Origin of the sequence: Schaalia naturae (genome assembly GCF_042665795.1) — a bacterium.
Taxonomy (GTDB): Bacteria; Actinomycetota; Actinomycetes; order Actinomycetales; family Actinomycetaceae; genus Pauljensenia; species Pauljensenia naturae.
Window position 1 is genome coordinate 2,491,886 of the sequence record NZ_JBHTEF010000001.1, and the last position, 17,595, is coordinate 2,509,480.

Sequence of the window (17,595 nt, forward strand, 5' to 3'; positions counted from 1 at the left end):
TCCCATGGCCCCCTCCGTGAGGTTCGTCGACACATCCGTGCTCTGCAACATCCTGCGGGTTCCCGGACGCGACCAGGACCACGAGGCGGTCCTTTGCCAGCTGAGCACTCTGCACCAGGAAAAGGCCAGCCTTCTGATCCCTGCAGCTGCTGTCGTCGAGACAGGAAACCACATCTCTCATGTGCACAATGGGCACGAGCGCCGCGAGGCGGCCGCGCGCTTCGAGTGGACACTCAGACAGACCATCGAGAACACGGCGCCCTGGCAGCTCAATGACGCCAGATGGGGCGCGGTGTTCCTGGCAGACCTGTGCGATGGATGCGGAACAGGAGCACCGCTGACGCAGCGCGTCACGACCAATGACGTCGGGGTCGGGGACCTCACCATCCTCGCGGAGGCTGCACAGTACCGGGCACGCTCGCAGCTCAGCGACGTGAGAATCTGGACCACTGACAGCCGTCTCGACGCGTACAACCCCGCGTGATCGCAGACTCGGAGAAGGGATCATGGACGACTCTGAACGTGGAACCCCACCGGCCTCGGCAGACCGGACTCGATTCACAGTCACACCGGAGCAGTTTGACGCGCTCACGGCACTTCTGAACTCCCCGCCTGACGACGCCAGCCTGCGCGAGTTCCTTCGTCGACCTACCGTGTTCGGGAAGCCCTTCGAGGTAACGGATCCACGTGAGTGACCCTGCAGCAGTGTCGACGCCAGCCTCGATGGACGGCCCCGCCCGCGATCCCCTCGACGACCTCACCATCTCGGCCTTCCCAGGCATGGTCGTCCGCAAGGACCTGGTGAAGGCCGTCAAGGGGAACGCCCTAGTCCCAACCTACGTCCTGGAGTACCTGCTGGCGCAGTACGCGGCCACCGACGATCCGGCCACGATCCGGTCGGGGATCGAGGACGTGCGCAGGATCCTCCGCGACCACTACATCCATCGCGGCGACGCTAGGCTGGTGCAGTCGACGATCCGCGAGAAGGGACGTCACCGGGTCATCGACAAGGTCTCCGTGGCCCTCAACGCGAAGACCGACGTCTACGAGGCCGAGTTCTCGAACCTCGGGATCTCCCAGGTCCCCGTCAGCCCGGACATCGTCAAGGCCCGCGAGAAGCTGTTGACAGGCGGGGTGTGGTGCCTGTGCGAACTGGCGTACGCGCACTCGGGCGATCCGAAGTCGATCCCCTGGTTCCTGCTCAGCCTCAAGCCGATCCAGCTGTCCCACCTCGACCTGGCCGCCTACACGACCCAGCGGGCGCTGTTCACCACGGAGCAGTGGATCGACCTGCTGATCCGCTCCATCGGCTTCGAGCCGTCCCTGTTCGGCACCCGCACGAAGCTCCTCCAGCTCACCCGCCTAATCCCCTTCGTCGAGCGCAATGACAACCTCATCGAGCTGGGTCCCAAGGGCACCGGCAAGTCGCACATCTACAGCGAGTTCTCCCCCCACGGGATGCTGATCTCCGGCGGCGAGGTCACCGTGGCCAAGCTGTTCGTCAACAACGCGAACCGCCAGATCGGCCTGGTCGGGTACTGGGACACCGTCGCCTTCGACGAGTTCGCCGGCCGGAAGAAGCGCGTCGACCGGGCGCTGGTCGACATCCTCAAGAACTACATGGCGAACAAGTCGTTCTCCCGCGGTGTGGAGACCCTGGGCGCCGAAGCCTCCCTGGTGTTCATCGGCAACACCTCCCACTCCGTCCCCTACATGCTCAAGAACTCCGACCTGTTCGACGAGCTGCCCGAGCAGTACCACGACCCCGCGTTCCTCGACCGTATCCATTGCTACCTGCCCGGGTGGGAGTTCGAGCAGATCCGCTCCGAGATGTTCACCGACCACTACGGGTTCGTCGTCGACTACCTGGCCGAGGTCCTCAAGGCGATGCGCGACATCGACTACTCCGACCGCTATCAGCAGTGGTTCACCCTGTCCCCTGACCTGTCCACCCGCGACCGCGACGGCGTCCTCAAGACCTTCTCCGGTCTGATGAAACTGATCCATCCTTCCGGCGACGCCCCACGCGAGGACGTCGAGGCACTCCTGCGCATCGCGATGGAGGGCCGCAAGCGCGTCAAGGACCAACTGGTCCGCATCGACTCCACCATGGCGCCCGTCCGCTTCCGATACTCCGACCCGGCCGGCGCGTGGACACCCGTCACGACCGTCGAAGAGGACGAGTACCCGGACCTCTACCACCGCGTTCCCATCGACGAGGGCGACTCCCCTGCTGAGGACACGGTGAGCTCTTCTCGGGACCATGGTGCCCGACCAGCAGCGCCGCCCTCGTCCAGGACCCCCGGCCACCCCGCCGCGCCCAGCCCGGCGGAGCCCGACCGCGCGCCTTCCCTCTCCGAAGGGATCCAGCGCTTCGCTGAGGGGCGGCACGGGTTCAGCTACGACCGGTACCTCGGGCCGTACCTGATCGGGGCGACCAACGTCCGCGTGGTGGATCCCTACATTCGCGCACGCCACCAGATGCGCAACCTGGTCGAGTTCCTCGAGACCATCGCGAAGGCGGCGACCGCGGGGGCCGAGGTCCACGTCCACCTGACGACCAAGCCGGACGACAGCGAAGAGTATCGCGGCAGGCAACGCGCCGACCTGGAGACGATCTGCGCCAACGCGGCCGTCGCCGGCATCGACTTCGACTACGACTTCAGCTCGACGCTCCACGACCGCTCGATCCACGCCAACACGGGGTGGACGATCATCCTCGGGCGCGGCCTCGATGTGTTCCAGCCCTTCGACACCGACTGGCTCGACTTGCGGCTACGCCAACAGCGCTACCGGGCCGTCAAGGAGTTCACGCTGACGTACGTGCGCGACGGGGAGGAGTCCGGCGTCGGAGAGTGAGGCCGAGTGCCGCGAGATGTGCGCCATCCACCAAGTCCCCCGCCGACCCGGCCGACGGCGTACACGAGGACGTTCGCGTCCACCAGCTTCATGTCCCGAGGTCCCGTCATGAGACCAGCGCCTCGTCCTCCAGCTCACCCGCGAGCTCCAGCGCCCGCTCGAGCGAGACGCGCGCGTGGCCCAGGTCGAACGTCGGGGTGTCGACCGACTGTGCGGGTGCCGCGAGTCCGCGCACGATGGCCTCGTTGGAGCACCCTTGAACGTGAGTCCGCGTTCCCGCATGAACCTTCGACATTGAAGCGACTGTATGGGGATACTCGGTAGGGCATGCCGGACAGCTCGGAGGCTTTTCGCTCCACACGAACAGTCGATCCGGCATGCGAGGACCGATCCGGCAGCGGTCCGGACCGGCCCCACGACGCCGGCAGTCGCTACGCTGGGAGGCGCCAGCCCATCGAGGAGGACACCCGTGGCCACATCCAAGAAGCGAATCGGCATCCTGACGGCGGGCGGGGACAGCCCCGGGCTCAACGCCGCGATCCGGGGGTTCGGGAAGGCGGCGATCGGCCATCACGGGATGGAGCTCATCGGGTTCCGCGATGGCATCCGGGGGCTTGCGGAGAACCGCTTCGTCGAGCTCGACTCCCAGGCGCTGTCCGGCATCCTCACCGTCGGCGGGACGATCCTGGGGACCTCGCGCGACAAGGTCCACAAGATGATGGTGGACGGCCAGCCCACGGACATGGTCCCGACGATCCTGGACAATTGCGCCCAGGACGGCCTCGACGGCCTGGTGTGCATCGGCGGGGGCGGCACCGCGAAGAACGCCTACCGCCTCCAGCAGGCTGGACTCAACGTCATCCACCTGCCCAAGACCATCGACAACGACATCGCCCACACGGAGACGAGCTTCGGGTTCTCCACGGCGCTGGGCATCGCCACGGAGGCCATCGACCGGCTGCACTCCACCGCCCACAGCCACCACCGGATCATCGTCGTGGAGGTCATGGGGCACAAGGCCGGCTGGCTGGCCCTGGGGGCGGGCATCGCCGGCGGCGCCGACATCATCCTGTTGCCCGAGATCCCCTATTCCATCGACTCCGTGGCCAAGTCGATCCGCGAGCGCGCGGCCGCCGGGCACAACTTCTCCGTCGTCGCCATCGCCGAGGGCGCCCGCGACCTCAAGGACACCGCGGATCTCGCGGCTGCCGAGGCCCTTGTGTCGGGAGCGGCGACTCCCGAGTCGAAGGAGGCCGCCAAGACCCACCGCGCCAACGTGCTGGCCGCCCACCGCGGCAATGCGTTCCGCCTGGCGGAGGCACTGGAGGCCGCGACGGGCCTGGAGTCGCGGGTGACGATCCTGGGCTACGTCCAGCGCGGCGGCACCCCCGACGCTCAGGACCGCCTTCTGGGCACCATCCTGGGTGGAGCCGGAGCGGACCTGGTCGCCCGGGGGGAGTACGGCGTGACGGTGGCCGCCCAGGGTCAGGGCGCCGCGCCCGTCCCGCTGGAGGAGGTCGCCGGCACCCTCAAGACGGTGCCGCTGGACCATCCATGGCTCGACGCCGCGCGCCACGTCGGCACGTGCATGGGGGACTGACGCCTCCTCGGAGCCCCGCGACCGCCGCCCCACTCGGGCGGTGCCGCCCTCGTCATCGGCAAACTACGATGTCCCGCAAGACCCGTCCCCGACCCCAGGAGCACCCCGTGACCACACCCTTCGACGACGGAGCGACGGTGGAGGGGCACGCCCCCTCGGCGGAGGAGGTGGCGGCGCGCGAGACCCTCACCTGGGAGGGCTTCGGCGGGGCGGCGCGAGACCTCGCCCACGCGATCGTGGGGTCCGGGTGGATGCCCGACCTCATCATCGCGATCGCGCGCGGCGGACTGCTGCCGGCCGGCGCCCTCTCCTACGCGATGGGCGTCAAGGCGATCGGCACGATGAACGTCGAGTTCTACACGGGGGTCGGGGAGACCCTGCCCGAACCCCAGCTGCTGCCCCCGCTCATGGACGTCTCCGCCATCGACGGACACCGCGTCCTCGTCGTCGACGACGTCGCGGACTCGGGGCGCACCCTCGCGATGATCATGGACCTCATGGGCGAGCACGGACTGAGCCTCGACGGCCAGGACGCCGTGGCGGTGGACGCGCGCAGCGCGGTCATCTACCGCAAGCCGCGGTCGGTCATCGTGCCCGACTACGAATGGCGGATCACGGACAGGTGGATCAATTTCCCCTGGTCGACGAAGCCCGTCATCCGCCCCGGAGACTGACATGACCGTCCTGGGCGCCTCCGAGTCCGTGGCCCGCCAGGTCGCGGACCTGGTCGAACGGCGTCTCGCCACCGACCGGGCCGTGCGGGTGCTGGGGCTGACCGGGCCGCCCGGGACGGGCAAGTCGACGGTGGCGGGCCTCGTCGGGGAACTGCTTGAGGCGCGCGGCATCGCCGTCGCCGGGCAGGCGCCGATGGACGGGTTCCACCTCTCCAACGCGGTGCTGGAGGACCTGGACCTGGCCGACCGCAAGGGCGCACCCGACACCTTCGACGTGTGGGGGTACGTCGCGCTGCTGGAGAGGATCCAGGCCGGCGACGGTCCCGGCCCCTCCGGCGAGGACGGCGTCGAGGACGTCCGCCGCACCGTCTTCGCCCCCGGTTATCGCCGTGACCTGCATGAACCGGTCGCCGCGATGAACGTGGTGGCGCCGCGCGGCATCGCGATCACCGAGGGCAACTACCTGACGCTCGACGCCCCCGGATGGAGGCGGGCCCGCGCGAGGGTCGACCTGCTCGTGTTCATCGACACGGACCGCGATGAGCTCCTGCGACGCCTGGTGGCCCGCCAGGAGGCCTTCGGCCGCGATCGCGTCGACGCGGCGCACTGGGTGCGCACCGTGGACGCGGCGAACATCGACCTCGTGATGGCCGGGCGAGAACGGGCCGACGCCGTCGTCATGGCGAGGTGAGGGCCCGTCACTGCGGGGAACGCCGGTCCGCGAGCGCCACGGCCTGGCGCATGGCCTCGACCATCGACCGCGTGCTGACGGTGCCCGTTCCCGCGATGTCGAAGGCCGTCCCGTGGTCGACCGAGGTCCGGATCACCGGCAGGCCGACCGTGATGTTGACGCCCTCCTCGATCCCGAGCACCTTGATCGGACCATGGCCCTGGTCGTGGTACATCGCGACGATGAGGTCGTAGTCCCCGCGCCCTCCGAGGTAGAACGCGGTGTCCGCAGGCAGCGGACCGACCGCGTCGATGCCCTCCGCCCGAACCTTCCTGACCGCGGGGGCGATCTTCGTCTCCTCCTCGCCGTACCCGAAGAGCCCGCCCTCGCCGGCGTGGGGGTTGATCGCGCAGACGCCGATGCGCGGGTCCTCCAGCCCCGCGCGGCGCAGGGCCTCCCATCCCCGGCGAATGGTGCGCTCGACGAGCCCCGGCTCGATCATCGCGATCGCGTCGAGGAGGCCGACATGGGTGGTGACGTGGATGACGCAGAGCCTGGGCGTGGCCAGCATCATCGAGACCTCCGGCGTCCCGGTCAGGGCGGCAAGCATCTCCGTGTGTCCGGGATAGTTGTGCCCGCCCATGTGGAGCGCCTTCTTGTTGAGGGGCGCGGTGCAGATCGCCTGGACCTTCCCCTCGACCGCCAGTTCGGCCGCCACCTTCACGTAGTGGTACGCGGCGTCTCCGGCGGCCGCGGACAGCTCCCCCCACGGCAGATCGGCGGGGAGCAGGTCGAGGTCGATGACGTTCACCCGGCCGGGCGCGTCCACCGCGTCCTCGACGCCGCCGACCGTCTCAAGATCGACGCCCGTCAGCCCGAGGACCTCAGCGGCCTGCCCGAGCCGTCTCCTGTCGCCGACCACGATCGGGATGCAGATGCTCTGAATCCCGGGATCGCTCGCCGCGGCCACCGTGCACTCCGGGCCGACTCCGGCCCCGTCGCCCATGGTGACGGCGACGAATGGCTTCGCGTCCATGGCTCTCGTCCTTCCTCTCTCGACCTCTCGACCGCCTCCCGACCTGGTCAGTTCTTCCGGTGCAGCAGTTCCTCGCCCCGGATGAACCGGGCGAGGTCCTCGGCGACCATATGCGCGCCCCGCTTCGCGCTCTCGCGCGTCGCCCCTCCGACGTGGGGGAGCGCGAGGACCCGGTCGGAGGCGAAGATCGGGTCGGTGAGCCTGGGGGGCTCGCTCGGGTAGACGTCCAGGGCGACCCCGGCGAGCTTGCCGCTCCGGAGCGCCTCGGCGACGGCCGGGTAGTCGATCAGGCCGGGACGCGCGGTGTTGATGAGATAGGCGCCGTCCTTCATCCCGGCCAGCTCGCCGGCCGAGATCATGCCGCGGGTCTCCGGGGTGAGACGCGCGTGGATGCTCACGAAGTCCGAGGAGGCGAGCAGTTCGTCGAGCCCGACGAGTCGCGCGCCCGCCTTCTCGACATCCGCCGCCGCCACAAAGGGATCGTAGACGAGCACGTTCATCCCGAACGCCCGGAAGAGGTCGACCACGAGCCGGCCGACCTTCCCGAATCCCACGATACCGATCGTCGACCCTGCGATCTCGAAGCCGCAGGTCTCATAGGAGTAGAGGTCCCCCTGCCACCTCCCGCTGCGCAGGTTCTCGACGCCCGTCCCGATCCGGCGGACCATGTCGAGGACCAGCGCCACCGTGAACTCGGCGACGGCCGGCCCATTGCGCCCCGGGGCGTTCGTCACCACGACGCCGCGTCGGGTGGCCTCCGCGATGTTGATGTTGACGGGGCCCCCGCGCGCGACGCCGATGAACTTGAGGCTGCTCATCTGGGCGAGCATCTTCGCATTGACGGGCGCGAGGTCTGTCACCAGCGCCTCCGCGTCACCCGCGATGCGCACGATCTCGTCGAAGTCGCCCGCGTACTCCTGGATCTCGTCGTCGTTCCCGCGCGGCGCGCCCGGCCACGGGAGCGTGCCGGTCACGAACTCGCATCCCGGCACCTCCCGGTCGATCTCGTCGATGAAGATCTCCGGGGTGATGAAGCCGCTTCCGAACACGGCGATTTTCATGGTCTTTCCTTCCGTCGAAACACGTCGTCACGTCATCCGCCCGCAGGCGGCAGGGTCCGCTCAGGCCTAGTGGGCGCTCACCTCCGAGGGGAGGCAGAAGCGCAGGCATCGCGCCAGCGCGTCGTCCGCGCCGAAGCCTCCCGCCTTCGAGAGGATGTGGATCCCGGCATCGGTCGTGCTCCACGGTATTCCCGTGACGACCTCGCGCTGGGGATACAGCTCATCGATGCCGAGCTCGCGGCAGCACGAATGACTCGTGTCCGCTCCGGCGATGACGATGGCGATGCCGGCAGGCTCGACCCCGCTGACCCGGACCGCGTGGGCCACGGCCCTGGCCACGAAGGACTCGTACTCACCCTGGTAGGGGGGAGTCTCCATGCGGGTGTCGCTCAGCGCGATCGCGAAGACGCGGGAGCGGGCGACCACGCGTTCCACCTCGTGGCAGACCCGGTCCATCTCCCGCTCGGCCTCCCCGCGCGTCGTGAGCCTCTCCTTGTCCACCCGGATCATCGGCAGGCCGGGCATCTCGCGTTCCAGAGCGGCCAGCTGGGCGATGCTGCGCGGGTTGGCGCTGCCGCTCGCCACGACCGCCAGCCGCGCCCCAGGGCCCGCTGCAGGTTCCGAATCGTCCGCCGGCGAGGCCGACGGAGCGTCCCGGAGCCAGATCCCCGATAGGGCGCGGCCCAGCCCGGCCGCGCCGACGGGGAGGACGTCGGGGCGACCGGCGATGGCCTCCGCGATGGCCTGGAGCTCGCCGTCGGTCTGGGCGTCCACCGCCACGATTCGCGCGCCACCGGCACCGCCGAAGGACTCGCCGAGGATCTCCGGCAGGTCCTCCGCCCGGCACTCGCAGGTCCCGATGCCGGGATCGGTGTCGTGGACGATGTCGCACAGCCGGTCGTGGAGGATCGGCTTCCTGGGGTCGCGCGCGTACTGCGTCCGCGTGATCGGCTCGCCGTCCACGAGCAGCTTCCCGCCCACGACGGTTCTGCCCATCTCGGGAAACGCGGGGCAGAGCACGGCCGTCGTCCGACCGAGCGCGGCGAGCACCGCCGCGACCTCCGCCCCGACCGACCCCCGCATCGTGGAGTCGATCTTCTGATAGACGTGAGCGAAGTCCACGGCCGATATCGCCGTTCGCGCGACCGCGCCCGCGATCCGCGCGGCCTCGTCGGTCGGATAAGTGCGCGTGTCCGTGAGGATGACCCGGACGGCGTCCGACTCCGAGACCGAGTCGAGCCTGTCGGGATGCAGGCTGATGGCCACCGGCACCGTCCTCGTCCGGAAGAGGATGCCCGTGTCACCCGCCCCCGTGAAGTCGTCCGCGAGGATCAGGATCCGTCCGGTGTTCGTCGCATTCATCAGCATGCCGTCTCGTCTCTCGATGCCGTCATCACTTGGCGACGGCGGGCTTGTCCTGGGCGGCCAGAACGGACTGTGTCGGCCCGCTCTCGTAGTTGAGGATCGCGGAGGACAGCGCCATGATGATCCCGCAGACCCCGAAGAGGATGAACACGCCGGTGAAGCTTCCCGTCGCAGAGGCGATGAAACCGACGATTATCGGGATCGCGATGCCAGCCGCATTCCCCGCGAAGTTCATGGCGGCCGACAGCGTCGGGACCTCTGCGCGGTGCACGATCTGCTGCGGCACCGACCAGTAGAGGCCGCCCCACCGGGTGAAGAAGTTGGCGATCGTCAGAAGGACAATCGCGACCACGACGCTCGCCACGACGTTGACCAGGAGCGTGCACACCGTCACGCCGATGCCGGCCAGGACGAAGAGCGTCCGCATGACCTTGTTCGGCGTGCCTCCCCGCTTGAGCCAATGATCGGAGAGCTGGCCGACCACCATCTCCCCCGCGAATCCTCCGAGATAGACGAACATGCTCGCGACACCGGTGATCCCGAAGGAGATGCCCAGGCTCTTCGAGATGTAGTACGGGGCCCAGGTCAGCAGCCCGTACTGCACGGCGTCGTATGCCGCGAAGGCGATGAGGAGCATCCAGGGCGCGAGCCGAGTGAGGGCGGGCTTCGATGCGACGGTCTGCGCCTCGGAGACCGTCTTCTCCTGCTCCACCTCCTCCGCGATCGCCTCGTCGAGATAGTTCGCCTCGTCCTGGGTGATCCAGGGGTGGTCCGACGGGCTGTTGCGGATGAAAGACCACGCCAGAACGCCGATGAGCAAGGTGATGGCACCGAGGAAGATGAACGCCGCACGCCACGTCCCCAGCCAGACGATCAGACCAGTCACGAGGATGCTGCCAATGGCGGAGCCCAACGGACCGCCGGAGTCGATGATCGTGGACCCCCGGCCGCGCTCGTCCTTGCGGAGCCAGGTCAGGGTGGCGGTGTTCATTCCGTTCTGGACGGGGCTCTCAAAGATCCCGAGCAGGACGCGGAAGATCACGAAGACGTTGAGGCTGCTTGCCACGGCCGTCAGCGCCTGGACGATACCCCATCCGATGATCGCGATGGACACCGTCTTTCTGGGCTTGAACTTCTTGACGAGCATCCCTCCCGGGATCTGCATCAAGGTGTAGGACCAGAAGAAGGCCGATGACAGGATTCCCGCCGCCGCCTCGTTGATGCCGAAATCGGAGGTGATCAGTGACAGCGCGATCGACAGCGACGCCCTGTCAATGTAGTTGAAAAGCATGATCAGCACGAAGAACAAGAGCATCCACCATCGCAGCCCTCGTACGCTGAATTTCTTCTGCATTGTCTCCACCCGTCTGGAGGTCGCCCCCGATGCCGGTCCCCGGCTCCAGCGGCTTCGCTGAGGCTCTGCACCAGAGGCGACCCACGTTTCCATGTCACGGACTGTCGTCCTTGACGCACCAGATCGTATCACGAGATCTCACATCGCAAACCAGATCTTCTCATGTCTTATCACGACGTTGTCGCACGACGGCTGCCCGACCGCCTTCCATATGGATCAGCGTCGCGTGACCGCCCATCCAGAAGCGGCTCGATGGCAAGATTGGCACATGCCTCCGAGCAGATCCGCGATGATTCCCGCCCAACGCCGTGAGATCCTCATGCGCCACCTCCGACAGGAGAAGGTGCTGAGTGTGAAGGAGCTCACCCAGCTGCTCAGCGTCTCCACGATGACGGTGTATCGCGACATCGCGGCCCTCGAACGCGAAGGGCTCGCCCTGAGCACCACGGGAGGCGTGCGCCTGCCGAGCGACATCTACGACGAGCCCCCCTTCACGGTGAAGGCCGAGCAGAACCAGCGCGAGAAGGCGGCCATCGCCCGAGCCGCCTCCGAACTGCTGCACGACAACATGGTGATCTACATGGATGCCGGAACCACCACGGGCGCCCTGGCTCCTTACGTCAGAGCGCACTCCGGGTTGACCGTGATCACCAACGACTTCTCCATCGTCGAGGAGCTCTCTCCGGTGCCATCGATCCAACTGATCCACGTGGGAGGCAACGTGGAGGTCGACAATCGATCGACGTCCGGGCCGCTGGCCGCCGCCACCGCCTCCCGGCTCAACACCGACATCGCCTTCATCTCCACCAGTTCATGGGACATCACCCATGGCGTCACCACGCCGAGCCAGCCCAAGGTGGGCCTCAAGTCCGCAGCGATCGAACGCACCTCGCTGGCCGTGCTCATGGCCTCCAGCTCGAAGTTCGGCTCGTTCGGCGTCTACACGATCCGTCCGCTAACGGCCTTCGACAGGGTCATCACCGACGCCGGCCTGTCGAGCAACGCGGCCAGCGGACTGCGCGATCTCGGGATCCCCCTCCAGATCGTCCCCCTCCCGCCGGAAGGGGATGAAGGGGAGTGATCCCCCGTGAGCGCGACATCGCCGGCCAGCAGGGAACGCAGCCGGGGTGTTACGATTTGTGACGATAAGTTATTGCTTGGCGGTCGTGGCGTTCGACGACTCCTGTTTGCCACCGGACCCCCCACCACGCTGCCCCACGATGAGGAGAGATCGTCATGAGTGATCTGTTGGATGAGCTTGTCGAGGCGGCCCACTACCTCGCCTCCCTCGGACTGTCCCCGGGGACGACGGGCAACGTCTCGTGCCGGGAGGCCGGCACGATCTTCCTGTCGGGATCCGGCACCTCGCTCGATTCAATCACCAGGGACCAGTTCGCAACGATCCGGGGAGAGGAACTCTCGGGCCCCAAGCCGACGAAGGAACTCCCCCTCCACTCGAAGTTCTACGACCTGAACCCCGACGCCACCTGCGTCATCCACCTGCACTCGCCCTCGGCCGCGGCGGCGGCCTGCCTGGCGCCGTGGACCGACTACAGCACGCTCCCTCCGTTGTCCCCCTATCTCGTGATGAAGGTCGGGAACATCCCGCTGGTCCCTTACGAGCATCCGGGCAGCCCGACGCAGGCGGCGGGACTGTCGCGGATCGCCTACCCCTTCGACTCGGTCCTGCTCCAGAACCACGGCTCGATCACCTGCGGCACCGTGTCTCAGGCCGTCGAACGCGCCATCGAGATCGAGAACGCCTCTGACGTGTACATCCGCCTCGCCGGGATGGACCCACGCCCGCTGACCCCACAGCAGTGCGACGAGCTCGCGCGGAAGAGCCACCGCCCGTGGGGTGAGCAAGACTACCGGTCGCGCTGACGGCGCGAACGGACCTCTGGAGTCGGATGCGGCCCGATCTCAGCGGGTCGGGCCGAACCAGGCCTTCCAGTAGGCGTAGAAGTTGAGATTGCCCCAGGCCGAGCAGTCGTCGCCGGAGCCCGCGAGCGCGGCTTCGTTGGGCTGGTAGGGCGTGTAGTTGTACAGATCGGCCGTGGCCTGGTTGGCGACCTCAACCGTCGCGGACCCGCAGCTCGCGGTCGGGTTGTACAAGATGTCAGCGCTCTGGCCGGCGCGGATGTTGAAGGTCTCGGCGTCGGCCTCGTACACCCGGAACTGCCGGGCGGCGAACCACACCTGGCGGGTGAACCCGAAGTAGTCCGGGTCGCAGGCGCCGTTGTCCGGGCAGGCGAACCCCATCGCCGTCCGGTACCGCAACTCGCCCAGATCGGCGCCCGACGCCGTGAGGAGGCCCTGCTCCTTCTGCATCATCACCAGCAGCACCTTCGGGCTGATCCCGCAGCCCTGCGCGGCCTTCGTGATGATCGAGGCGGCCGTGTCCCCGTCCGAGCCGGTGAACCCGCCGGCGCAGTACTGGTCGGGCTGATAGGTCGGCGTCGACTCCTCGTAGTCGGCCAGGCAGGGGGTGCCGTCGGAGCCCGTCACGCACCCGTCGTTCCACTGGGCGATGAAGTCCGCGACGTCCTGCTCGCTCATCGCGTCCGCGTCGAAGAACAGGTCGTCGGCGATGATGTCGGCGGGATCGAAGCCGTCGTAGCTGAGCTCCGGCGTCGTGGGCCCCAGGGTCTCAGAGAGCGGTTCGCGCGACGTCCCGCGGTCGGACCCCAGAGCGTTCCCCAGCGAGTCCCCCACGCTGGAGCCGATCGCGTCGACCGTCCCGCGCACCGCTTTCAGCCCGGCATAGGCGGCGCCCGCCACCGCGGCGAGCACCACCACCAGGACCGCCGCGGTCCTCAGGCGGCTGCGCCTCCTACGGGTCCGGCGCCGCGTCACAGCGCCTCCCGGACATGGGCGACCACGCCAGGGGTCGCGCGCTCGATCACCCGGAGCGTCCGCGTGAAGTCCTGCTGCGTGCCGTACCACGGATCAGGCAGATCGGGATCGTCGTCCTCTCGCAGGCCCGGATCGAAGGCGCGGAAGAGCCTCAGATCGGTGACACCCGGGGTGCCGGGCGACGCGCCGGACTCCACCCGGACGCCGGCCCGGTCCGCGAGGCGGCGGAGGGACGCCAGATGCCATCGGGTCATCGCGAGGACGAGGTCCCAGTCCCCCAGCTCGCCGGCCCGCACCCGGCGGGCCCGGTGATCGGGGATCCCGTGGCCGGCGTCGCGCAGGGCCCGCGCCGCGCGCGCGTCGATGGGCCGCCCCTGCTCCTCGTCGGAGATCCCGGCGGAGTCCACCCGCACGCCGAGCCCGGCGGCGGAGACGGCCTCGTCGAGGACCTCCTGCGCCATGGTCGACCGGCAGATGTTCCCAGTGCACACCATGAGCACGCGGAACGGGCGCGCCGAAGCGTTGGGGGAAGGGGACATGGCTCCCATTGTGCACGATGCCGGGGGGAATGCGACCCCGGACGCCTCCGCTCAGAGTGAGAGGAAGGCCCGGACCGCCTGGTAGCTGAGCCGGGCGGCGCGCGCGGAGTCCATGTGGAAGTCCTGGTCGGCGCGCGGACCGCACAGGTCCGACACAGCGCGCAACGAGACCCAGTCGACGCCCACGCTCCAGCTCACCTGCGCCATCGCCGCGGTCTCCATGTCGGTGGCCAGAGCATCGGGAAACTCCTCACGCGTCGTGCCGACATTCGCGGCAGTGACGAACGAGTCGCTGGACAGCACCTGGCCGACCCGCACCGTCTGGCCGACGCGATGTCCCAGGTCCACTGCGCGCCGCACAGTGAGCTCGTCCGATCGGTGGTCGACCGGCATCTGGGGGATCTGCCCCCGCGCGTAGCCGAAGGCCGTGGCGTCGGCCGAGCTGAAGGTCGTCGCGGTCCCGGCGATGACGTCGCCGACCTCCACCTCCCTGCCCAGCCCTCCCGTCGTGCCCGCGGCGATGACAATGCCGGGATCCACCATCATGAGGGCGCGGGCGGCGGCCGCCGCCGCATTGGCCAACCCGATCCCCGCTGTCACGACGAGGACGGTGGACCCGTCCAGCTCACCGGCCGTGAAGGACTGCCGGCGGCGGCCCAGCGCCCCGACCTCCCGCGTCGCCGCGCCCGGAGCCAGAGTCTCCAGGAACGGAGCCGCCTCGACGTCCATCGCGCACTGGATGACGGCGCGCACGCCCGGACGCGCGCCGTCCGAGGGCGCCTCAGTCCAAATCCCGCTCACGCCCCGGCCTCGGGCGCTGTCACGGTCTCCCACTCGCCGCGATGGGCGAGGAAGTCCCGGACCGCCCCCTGGGCGCCCTCGAGGGAGTGATGGGCTCCCCAGCCGCACTGGACCTCGTTGGCGGCGGGGACCGAGGTGGCCTCCAGGATGTCGCGGAAGGTCGTCTCCAGCAGGGGGAGGAACGCGTCAGGCTCGACGCCCAGCATGATCGCGTAGAACCCCGTCTGACACCCCATCGGGGAGAAGTCGATGAGCCGGTCGGTGTGGTTGCGCATGAGCTCCGCCGTGAGGTGCTCGATCGAGTGGACCGTCGGCATCTCGAGGTGCGCCTTGTTCGGCTGGGCGAAACGCACGTCGTACTTGATCAGCACGTCCCCGCCCGGCAGTTGCTTGCGGTCGGCGATGCGCACATAAGGGGCCTGGACGGTGCGGTGGTCCAGGTTGAAGGACTCGACATTCATCCGCTGTGCCATGAGGCGAGTCTAGGTCCCCCGGACCCTCACCACCGGTCGACCAGGTCGATCCGCTCGCGCTCCAGGGCCCGGCGCCACGCGGGGTCGCGCAGCAGACGCGCCTCCCACACCCGCTTGTCCCAGTCCGCCCCGAAACGGGTGCGGGCCCATGTCGTGTCGGCGCCCGGATGCAGGAAGACCTCGCTGGTCCCCTCCGGCAGCCGAGTGAGCAGCCCGAGGTACTCGTCGCGCAATTGCCCGTAGGAGCCGAGCTCCGCGCGCGGCGTCGTGCTGGTCGCCATCGCGGCGGGCAGCGGCACCCCCGCGGCGGTGGCGGCCGCCACGGCCCGGGCGTGCAGGCTCCGCACGGGATCCGGGACGACCTCTCCCAGGTAGGGCTCCAGGAGGCGGGGCAGACGCAGGCCCATCCCCCGCCGCGCGCAGAGGCCGATCGCCTCGGGCAGGAAGCCGTTGCCGTGCAGACCGTACATGGTCCCGCAGTGGGAGTCCATCCGCGCGGGGTGTAGTCCGAGCTCCTCCAGCCGCGCGAGCTGCGCCTCCATCTCCGCGACCGCGGCCACCGGGGTGCACCGCGCCTCGGCGTCGAGGGGGTCCTCCGGGAAGGCGGCGGACGAGGCCGCCGCCTCCGCACGCGCGCCCCGGTGCCACGCGGCACGGCCCTCGGGAGACAGGGCGCGCCACGGCTCGCGGCCGGCGTCCGAGTTCGTCACGACGTGGAGGCCGACGCCCGCCCCGGTCGCCGCCTCCAGGCCGGGCGCCAGATCGGGCAGGCAGTCGGAGGCCGCGATGACGGTCGTCGCCGTGACGGCGCGCTCGCGCAGCAGCTCGAGGACCAGCTCCCCCGAAGCCCGGTCGTATCCGAAGTCGTCGGCCGTGAGCACCACGCGGCGTCGCGTCATTCCTCGGTCACCTCTCCCGTCGGCAAGTCGCCGGCCCCGTCCTCGTCCCGCACGGCGATTGGCAGCGCGGCGAAACGCGAGACCAGCGTCGCCAGAGCCAGCAGGACGAAGGGATAGAGGGACATGTAGACGCGCCAGGCGGTGCCCGCCTGTGTGCCCGGGTCGTCCCCGGAATGATATCCGAAGAACCATCCCAGCGAGGCCAGGGCGATCGACGTGGGGATCGCGTTGAGCCTTCCCAAGACGCCGAAGGCCGACAGGAAGATCCCCTCACGCCGGACGCCGTGCAGGCGCGCGTCCTCGTCGAGCACGCGCGCCTGCATCAGGTCGTTCGTCGCCAGGAGGCCCGAGTACCCGATCCCCACGCACAGGCCCGCGAGCACCGCCTCGGCCAGCGTGCGCGCGAGGGACAGCGGCAGGAAGGACACCGCCGCGACGGGCACGGCCACGCGCCACGTCCACATGGCGCCCTTCCGGCGCACGACCAGGGTCCACAGCGCGAGGAACCCGACCGAGGCGACGATGACCGTGATCTGGAGGATCGTCGCCTCCAGGGCGCCGCCTCCCAGGGAATGGTCGACATAGAACTGCAGCCCTCCCATGATCATCGCCATCGCCGCGAGGTACAGGGCCGAGACGACGCCGATGGTCCAGAAGTACCGGGTGGCGAGGATCTCCCGGATCGACCTCCAGAACCGGGGACGGTCGCCCGCGGCCGCATCGGGGTCCTCGTGGATCCCCACGGCCATGAAGATGATGACCGCCGCGCCGAGGACCCCGTAGATGAGGGCCAGGCTGCGGTAGCCGACGGCCGGGTCGAGGCACGCCGGGTCCGCGGCCTCGCACCCCAGGACACTGCGCGCGAGGACCGGCGTGAGCCCCAGCGACAGCACCATCGCCACCAGCTGGAAGCCCTGCCGCAGGGAATTCGCGAGCGCCCGGCGTCTCTCCGCGGGGAACAGCTCCGGCAGCAGGGCCCCGTAGTTGGCGTTGATCAGCGAGTCGGACGCCTCGGAGAGGATCGCGAAGACCGCGAACCACCCCACCAGCAGGGTGGCGGTGCGCGCCGTCACCGCGGAGGGCACCCAGAACAGGGCGATCATCGCGACCATGAGCAGCAGGGCTCCGACGATGAGATACGGCCGGCGGCGCCCCCAACGGGAGCGCGTGCGGTCGGAGAGATACCCGAACAAGGGGTTGTCGATCGCGTCGATGATGCCGTACACGGAGTAGACGGCCGCGTAGGCCGCGGCGTCCATCCCCAGGATCGACACGTAGAAGTAGACCATCGACCCCTTGATGACGTTGATCGGGATCGACGTCCCGAACATCCCCACCGCATAGCGCAGGGGGGAGGTCCGGGGCCCGCGCGCGGCTCCCGTCGACGCGGTGTCGCTCATGGCGTCCT

18 protein-coding genes are annotated in these 17,595 nt (G+C 69.0%); 7 read left to right on the plus strand and 11 right to left on the minus strand.

Annotated elements, in window-relative coordinates; all coding sequences use genetic code 11:
- Positions 1 to 4 precede the first annotated feature (4 nt).
- On the plus strand, positions 5 to 484 hold the full coding sequence (locus tag ACFQWG_RS11010) for a hypothetical protein (protein ID WP_380975267.1): 480 nt from the start codon (positions 5 to 7) through the stop codon (positions 482 to 484).
- A 221-nt stretch (positions 485 to 705) separates the two neighbouring features.
- Positions 706 to 2,859 (plus strand): BREX system Lon protease-like protein BrxL, encoded by a 2,154-nt coding sequence (gene brxL / locus ACFQWG_RS11015; RefSeq protein WP_380975269.1) that lies wholly within the window; start codon positions 706 to 708, stop codon positions 2,857 to 2,859.
- 106 nt (positions 2,860 to 2,965) lie between these two features.
- Here brxL and ACFQWG_RS11020 read toward each other — a convergent pair whose 3' ends face one another.
- Entirely contained in the window at positions 2,966 to 3,154 is a 189-nt protein-coding gene (locus tag ACFQWG_RS11020; protein WP_380975271.1) for a hypothetical protein, read from the minus strand.
- A gap of 174 nt (positions 3,155 to 3,328) precedes the next feature.
- Here ACFQWG_RS11020 and ACFQWG_RS11025 point away from each other — a divergent pair, with 174 nt between their 5' ends.
- The 3 genes from ACFQWG_RS11025 to ACFQWG_RS11035 all read left to right on the plus strand — a co-directional run bounded on the left by ACFQWG_RS11025 (position 3,329) and on the right by ACFQWG_RS11035 (position 5,824).
- The gene (locus tag ACFQWG_RS11025; protein WP_380975273.1) at positions 3,329 to 4,459 is read left to right on the plus strand and encodes a 6-phosphofructokinase; all 1,131 of its coding nucleotides are present in this window, start codon (positions 3,329 to 3,331) and stop codon (positions 4,457 to 4,459) included.
- A gap of 68 nt (positions 4,460 to 4,527) precedes the next feature.
- Positions 4,528 to 5,133 carry a phosphoribosyltransferase gene (locus tag ACFQWG_RS11030; RefSeq protein WP_380975275.1) on the plus strand — a complete coding sequence of 202 codons (606 nt, stop codon included), beginning with the start codon at positions 4,528 to 4,530 and terminating at the stop codon, positions 5,131 to 5,133.
- Between the two features lies 1 nt (position 5,134).
- Complete coding sequence (locus ACFQWG_RS11035; RefSeq protein ID WP_380975277.1) at positions 5,135 to 5,824, plus strand: phosphoribulokinase; 690 nt, start codon at positions 5,135 to 5,137, stop codon at positions 5,822 to 5,824.
- 7 nt (positions 5,825 to 5,831) lie between these two features.
- On the opposite strand, the gene pdxA is transcribed toward ACFQWG_RS11035, so the two are convergent.
- The 4 genes from pdxA to ACFQWG_RS11055 form a co-directional block, all read right to left on the minus strand.
- Entirely contained in the window at positions 5,832 to 6,839 is a 1,008-nt protein-coding gene (pdxA, locus tag ACFQWG_RS11040; protein ID WP_380975279.1) for a 4-hydroxythreonine-4-phosphate dehydrogenase PdxA, read from the minus strand.
- Positions 6,840 to 6,886: 47 nt separating this feature from the next.
- Entirely contained in the window at positions 6,887 to 7,900 is a 1,014-nt protein-coding gene (locus ACFQWG_RS11045) for a 2-hydroxyacid dehydrogenase (RefSeq protein WP_380975281.1), read from the minus strand.
- A gap of 66 nt (positions 7,901 to 7,966) precedes the next feature.
- Entirely contained in the window at positions 7,967 to 9,268 is a 1,302-nt protein-coding gene (locus ACFQWG_RS11050; RefSeq protein ID WP_380975283.1) for a four-carbon acid sugar kinase family protein, read from the minus strand.
- Positions 9,269 to 9,293: 25 nt separating this feature from the next.
- Positions 9,294 to 10,619, minus strand: a complete 1,326-nt coding sequence (locus ACFQWG_RS11055; protein WP_380975285.1) for an MFS transporter — start codon at positions 10,617 to 10,619, stop codon at positions 9,294 to 9,296.
- A 268-nt stretch (positions 10,620 to 10,887) separates the two neighbouring features.
- On the opposite strand from ACFQWG_RS11055, the gene ACFQWG_RS11060 reads away from it, so the two are divergent.
- Positions 10,888 to 11,700, plus strand: coding sequence for a DeoR/GlpR family DNA-binding transcription regulator (locus tag ACFQWG_RS11060; RefSeq protein ID WP_380975287.1), 813 nt, complete (start codon positions 10,888 to 10,890; stop codon positions 11,698 to 11,700).
- A 155-nt stretch (positions 11,701 to 11,855) separates the two neighbouring features.
- Positions 11,856 to 12,503 (plus strand): class II aldolase/adducin family protein, encoded by a 648-nt coding sequence (locus tag ACFQWG_RS11065; protein WP_380975289.1) that lies wholly within the window; start codon positions 11,856 to 11,858, stop codon positions 12,501 to 12,503.
- A 39-nt stretch (positions 12,504 to 12,542) separates the two neighbouring features.
- Here the strand turns inward: ACFQWG_RS11065 and ACFQWG_RS11070 are convergent, their stop codons facing one another.
- The 6 genes from ACFQWG_RS11070 to ACFQWG_RS11095 are packed head-to-tail and all read right to left on the minus strand — an operon-like array spanning position 12,543 to position 17,587.
- Positions 12,543 to 13,475: a hemagglutinin gene (locus tag ACFQWG_RS11070; protein WP_380975291.1), complete on the minus strand. Its 933-nt coding sequence runs from the start codon at positions 13,473 to 13,475 to the stop codon at positions 12,543 to 12,545.
- On the minus strand, positions 13,472 to 14,014 hold the full coding sequence (locus ACFQWG_RS11075; RefSeq protein WP_380975293.1) for an arsenate reductase/protein-tyrosine-phosphatase family protein: 543 nt from the start codon (positions 14,012 to 14,014) through the stop codon (positions 13,472 to 13,474). The genes ACFQWG_RS11070 and ACFQWG_RS11075 overlap by 4 nt, the downstream gene beginning before the upstream one ends.
- 51 nt (positions 14,015 to 14,065) lie before the next feature.
- The gene (gene mtnN, locus ACFQWG_RS11080) at positions 14,066 to 14,815 is read right to left on the minus strand and encodes a 5'-methylthioadenosine/S-adenosylhomocysteine nucleosidase (RefSeq protein WP_380975295.1); all 750 of its coding nucleotides are present in this window, start codon (positions 14,813 to 14,815) and stop codon (positions 14,066 to 14,068) included.
- On the minus strand, positions 14,812 to 15,288 hold the full coding sequence (locus ACFQWG_RS11085; RefSeq protein ID WP_380975297.1) for an S-ribosylhomocysteine lyase: 477 nt from the start codon (positions 15,286 to 15,288) through the stop codon (positions 14,812 to 14,814). The genes mtnN and ACFQWG_RS11085 overlap by 4 nt, the downstream gene beginning before the upstream one ends.
- Before the next feature lie 26 nt (positions 15,289 to 15,314).
- Positions 15,315 to 16,187, minus strand: a complete 873-nt coding sequence (locus ACFQWG_RS11090) for a ChbG/HpnK family deacetylase (protein ID WP_380975299.1) — start codon at positions 16,185 to 16,187, stop codon at positions 15,315 to 15,317.
- Positions 16,184 to 17,587 carry an MFS transporter gene (locus tag ACFQWG_RS11095; RefSeq protein ID WP_380975301.1) on the minus strand — a complete coding sequence of 468 codons (1,404 nt, stop codon included), beginning with the start codon at positions 17,585 to 17,587 and terminating at the stop codon, positions 16,184 to 16,186. The genes ACFQWG_RS11090 and ACFQWG_RS11095 overlap by 4 nt, the downstream gene beginning before the upstream one ends.
- Positions 17,588 to 17,595 lie beyond the last annotated feature (8 nt).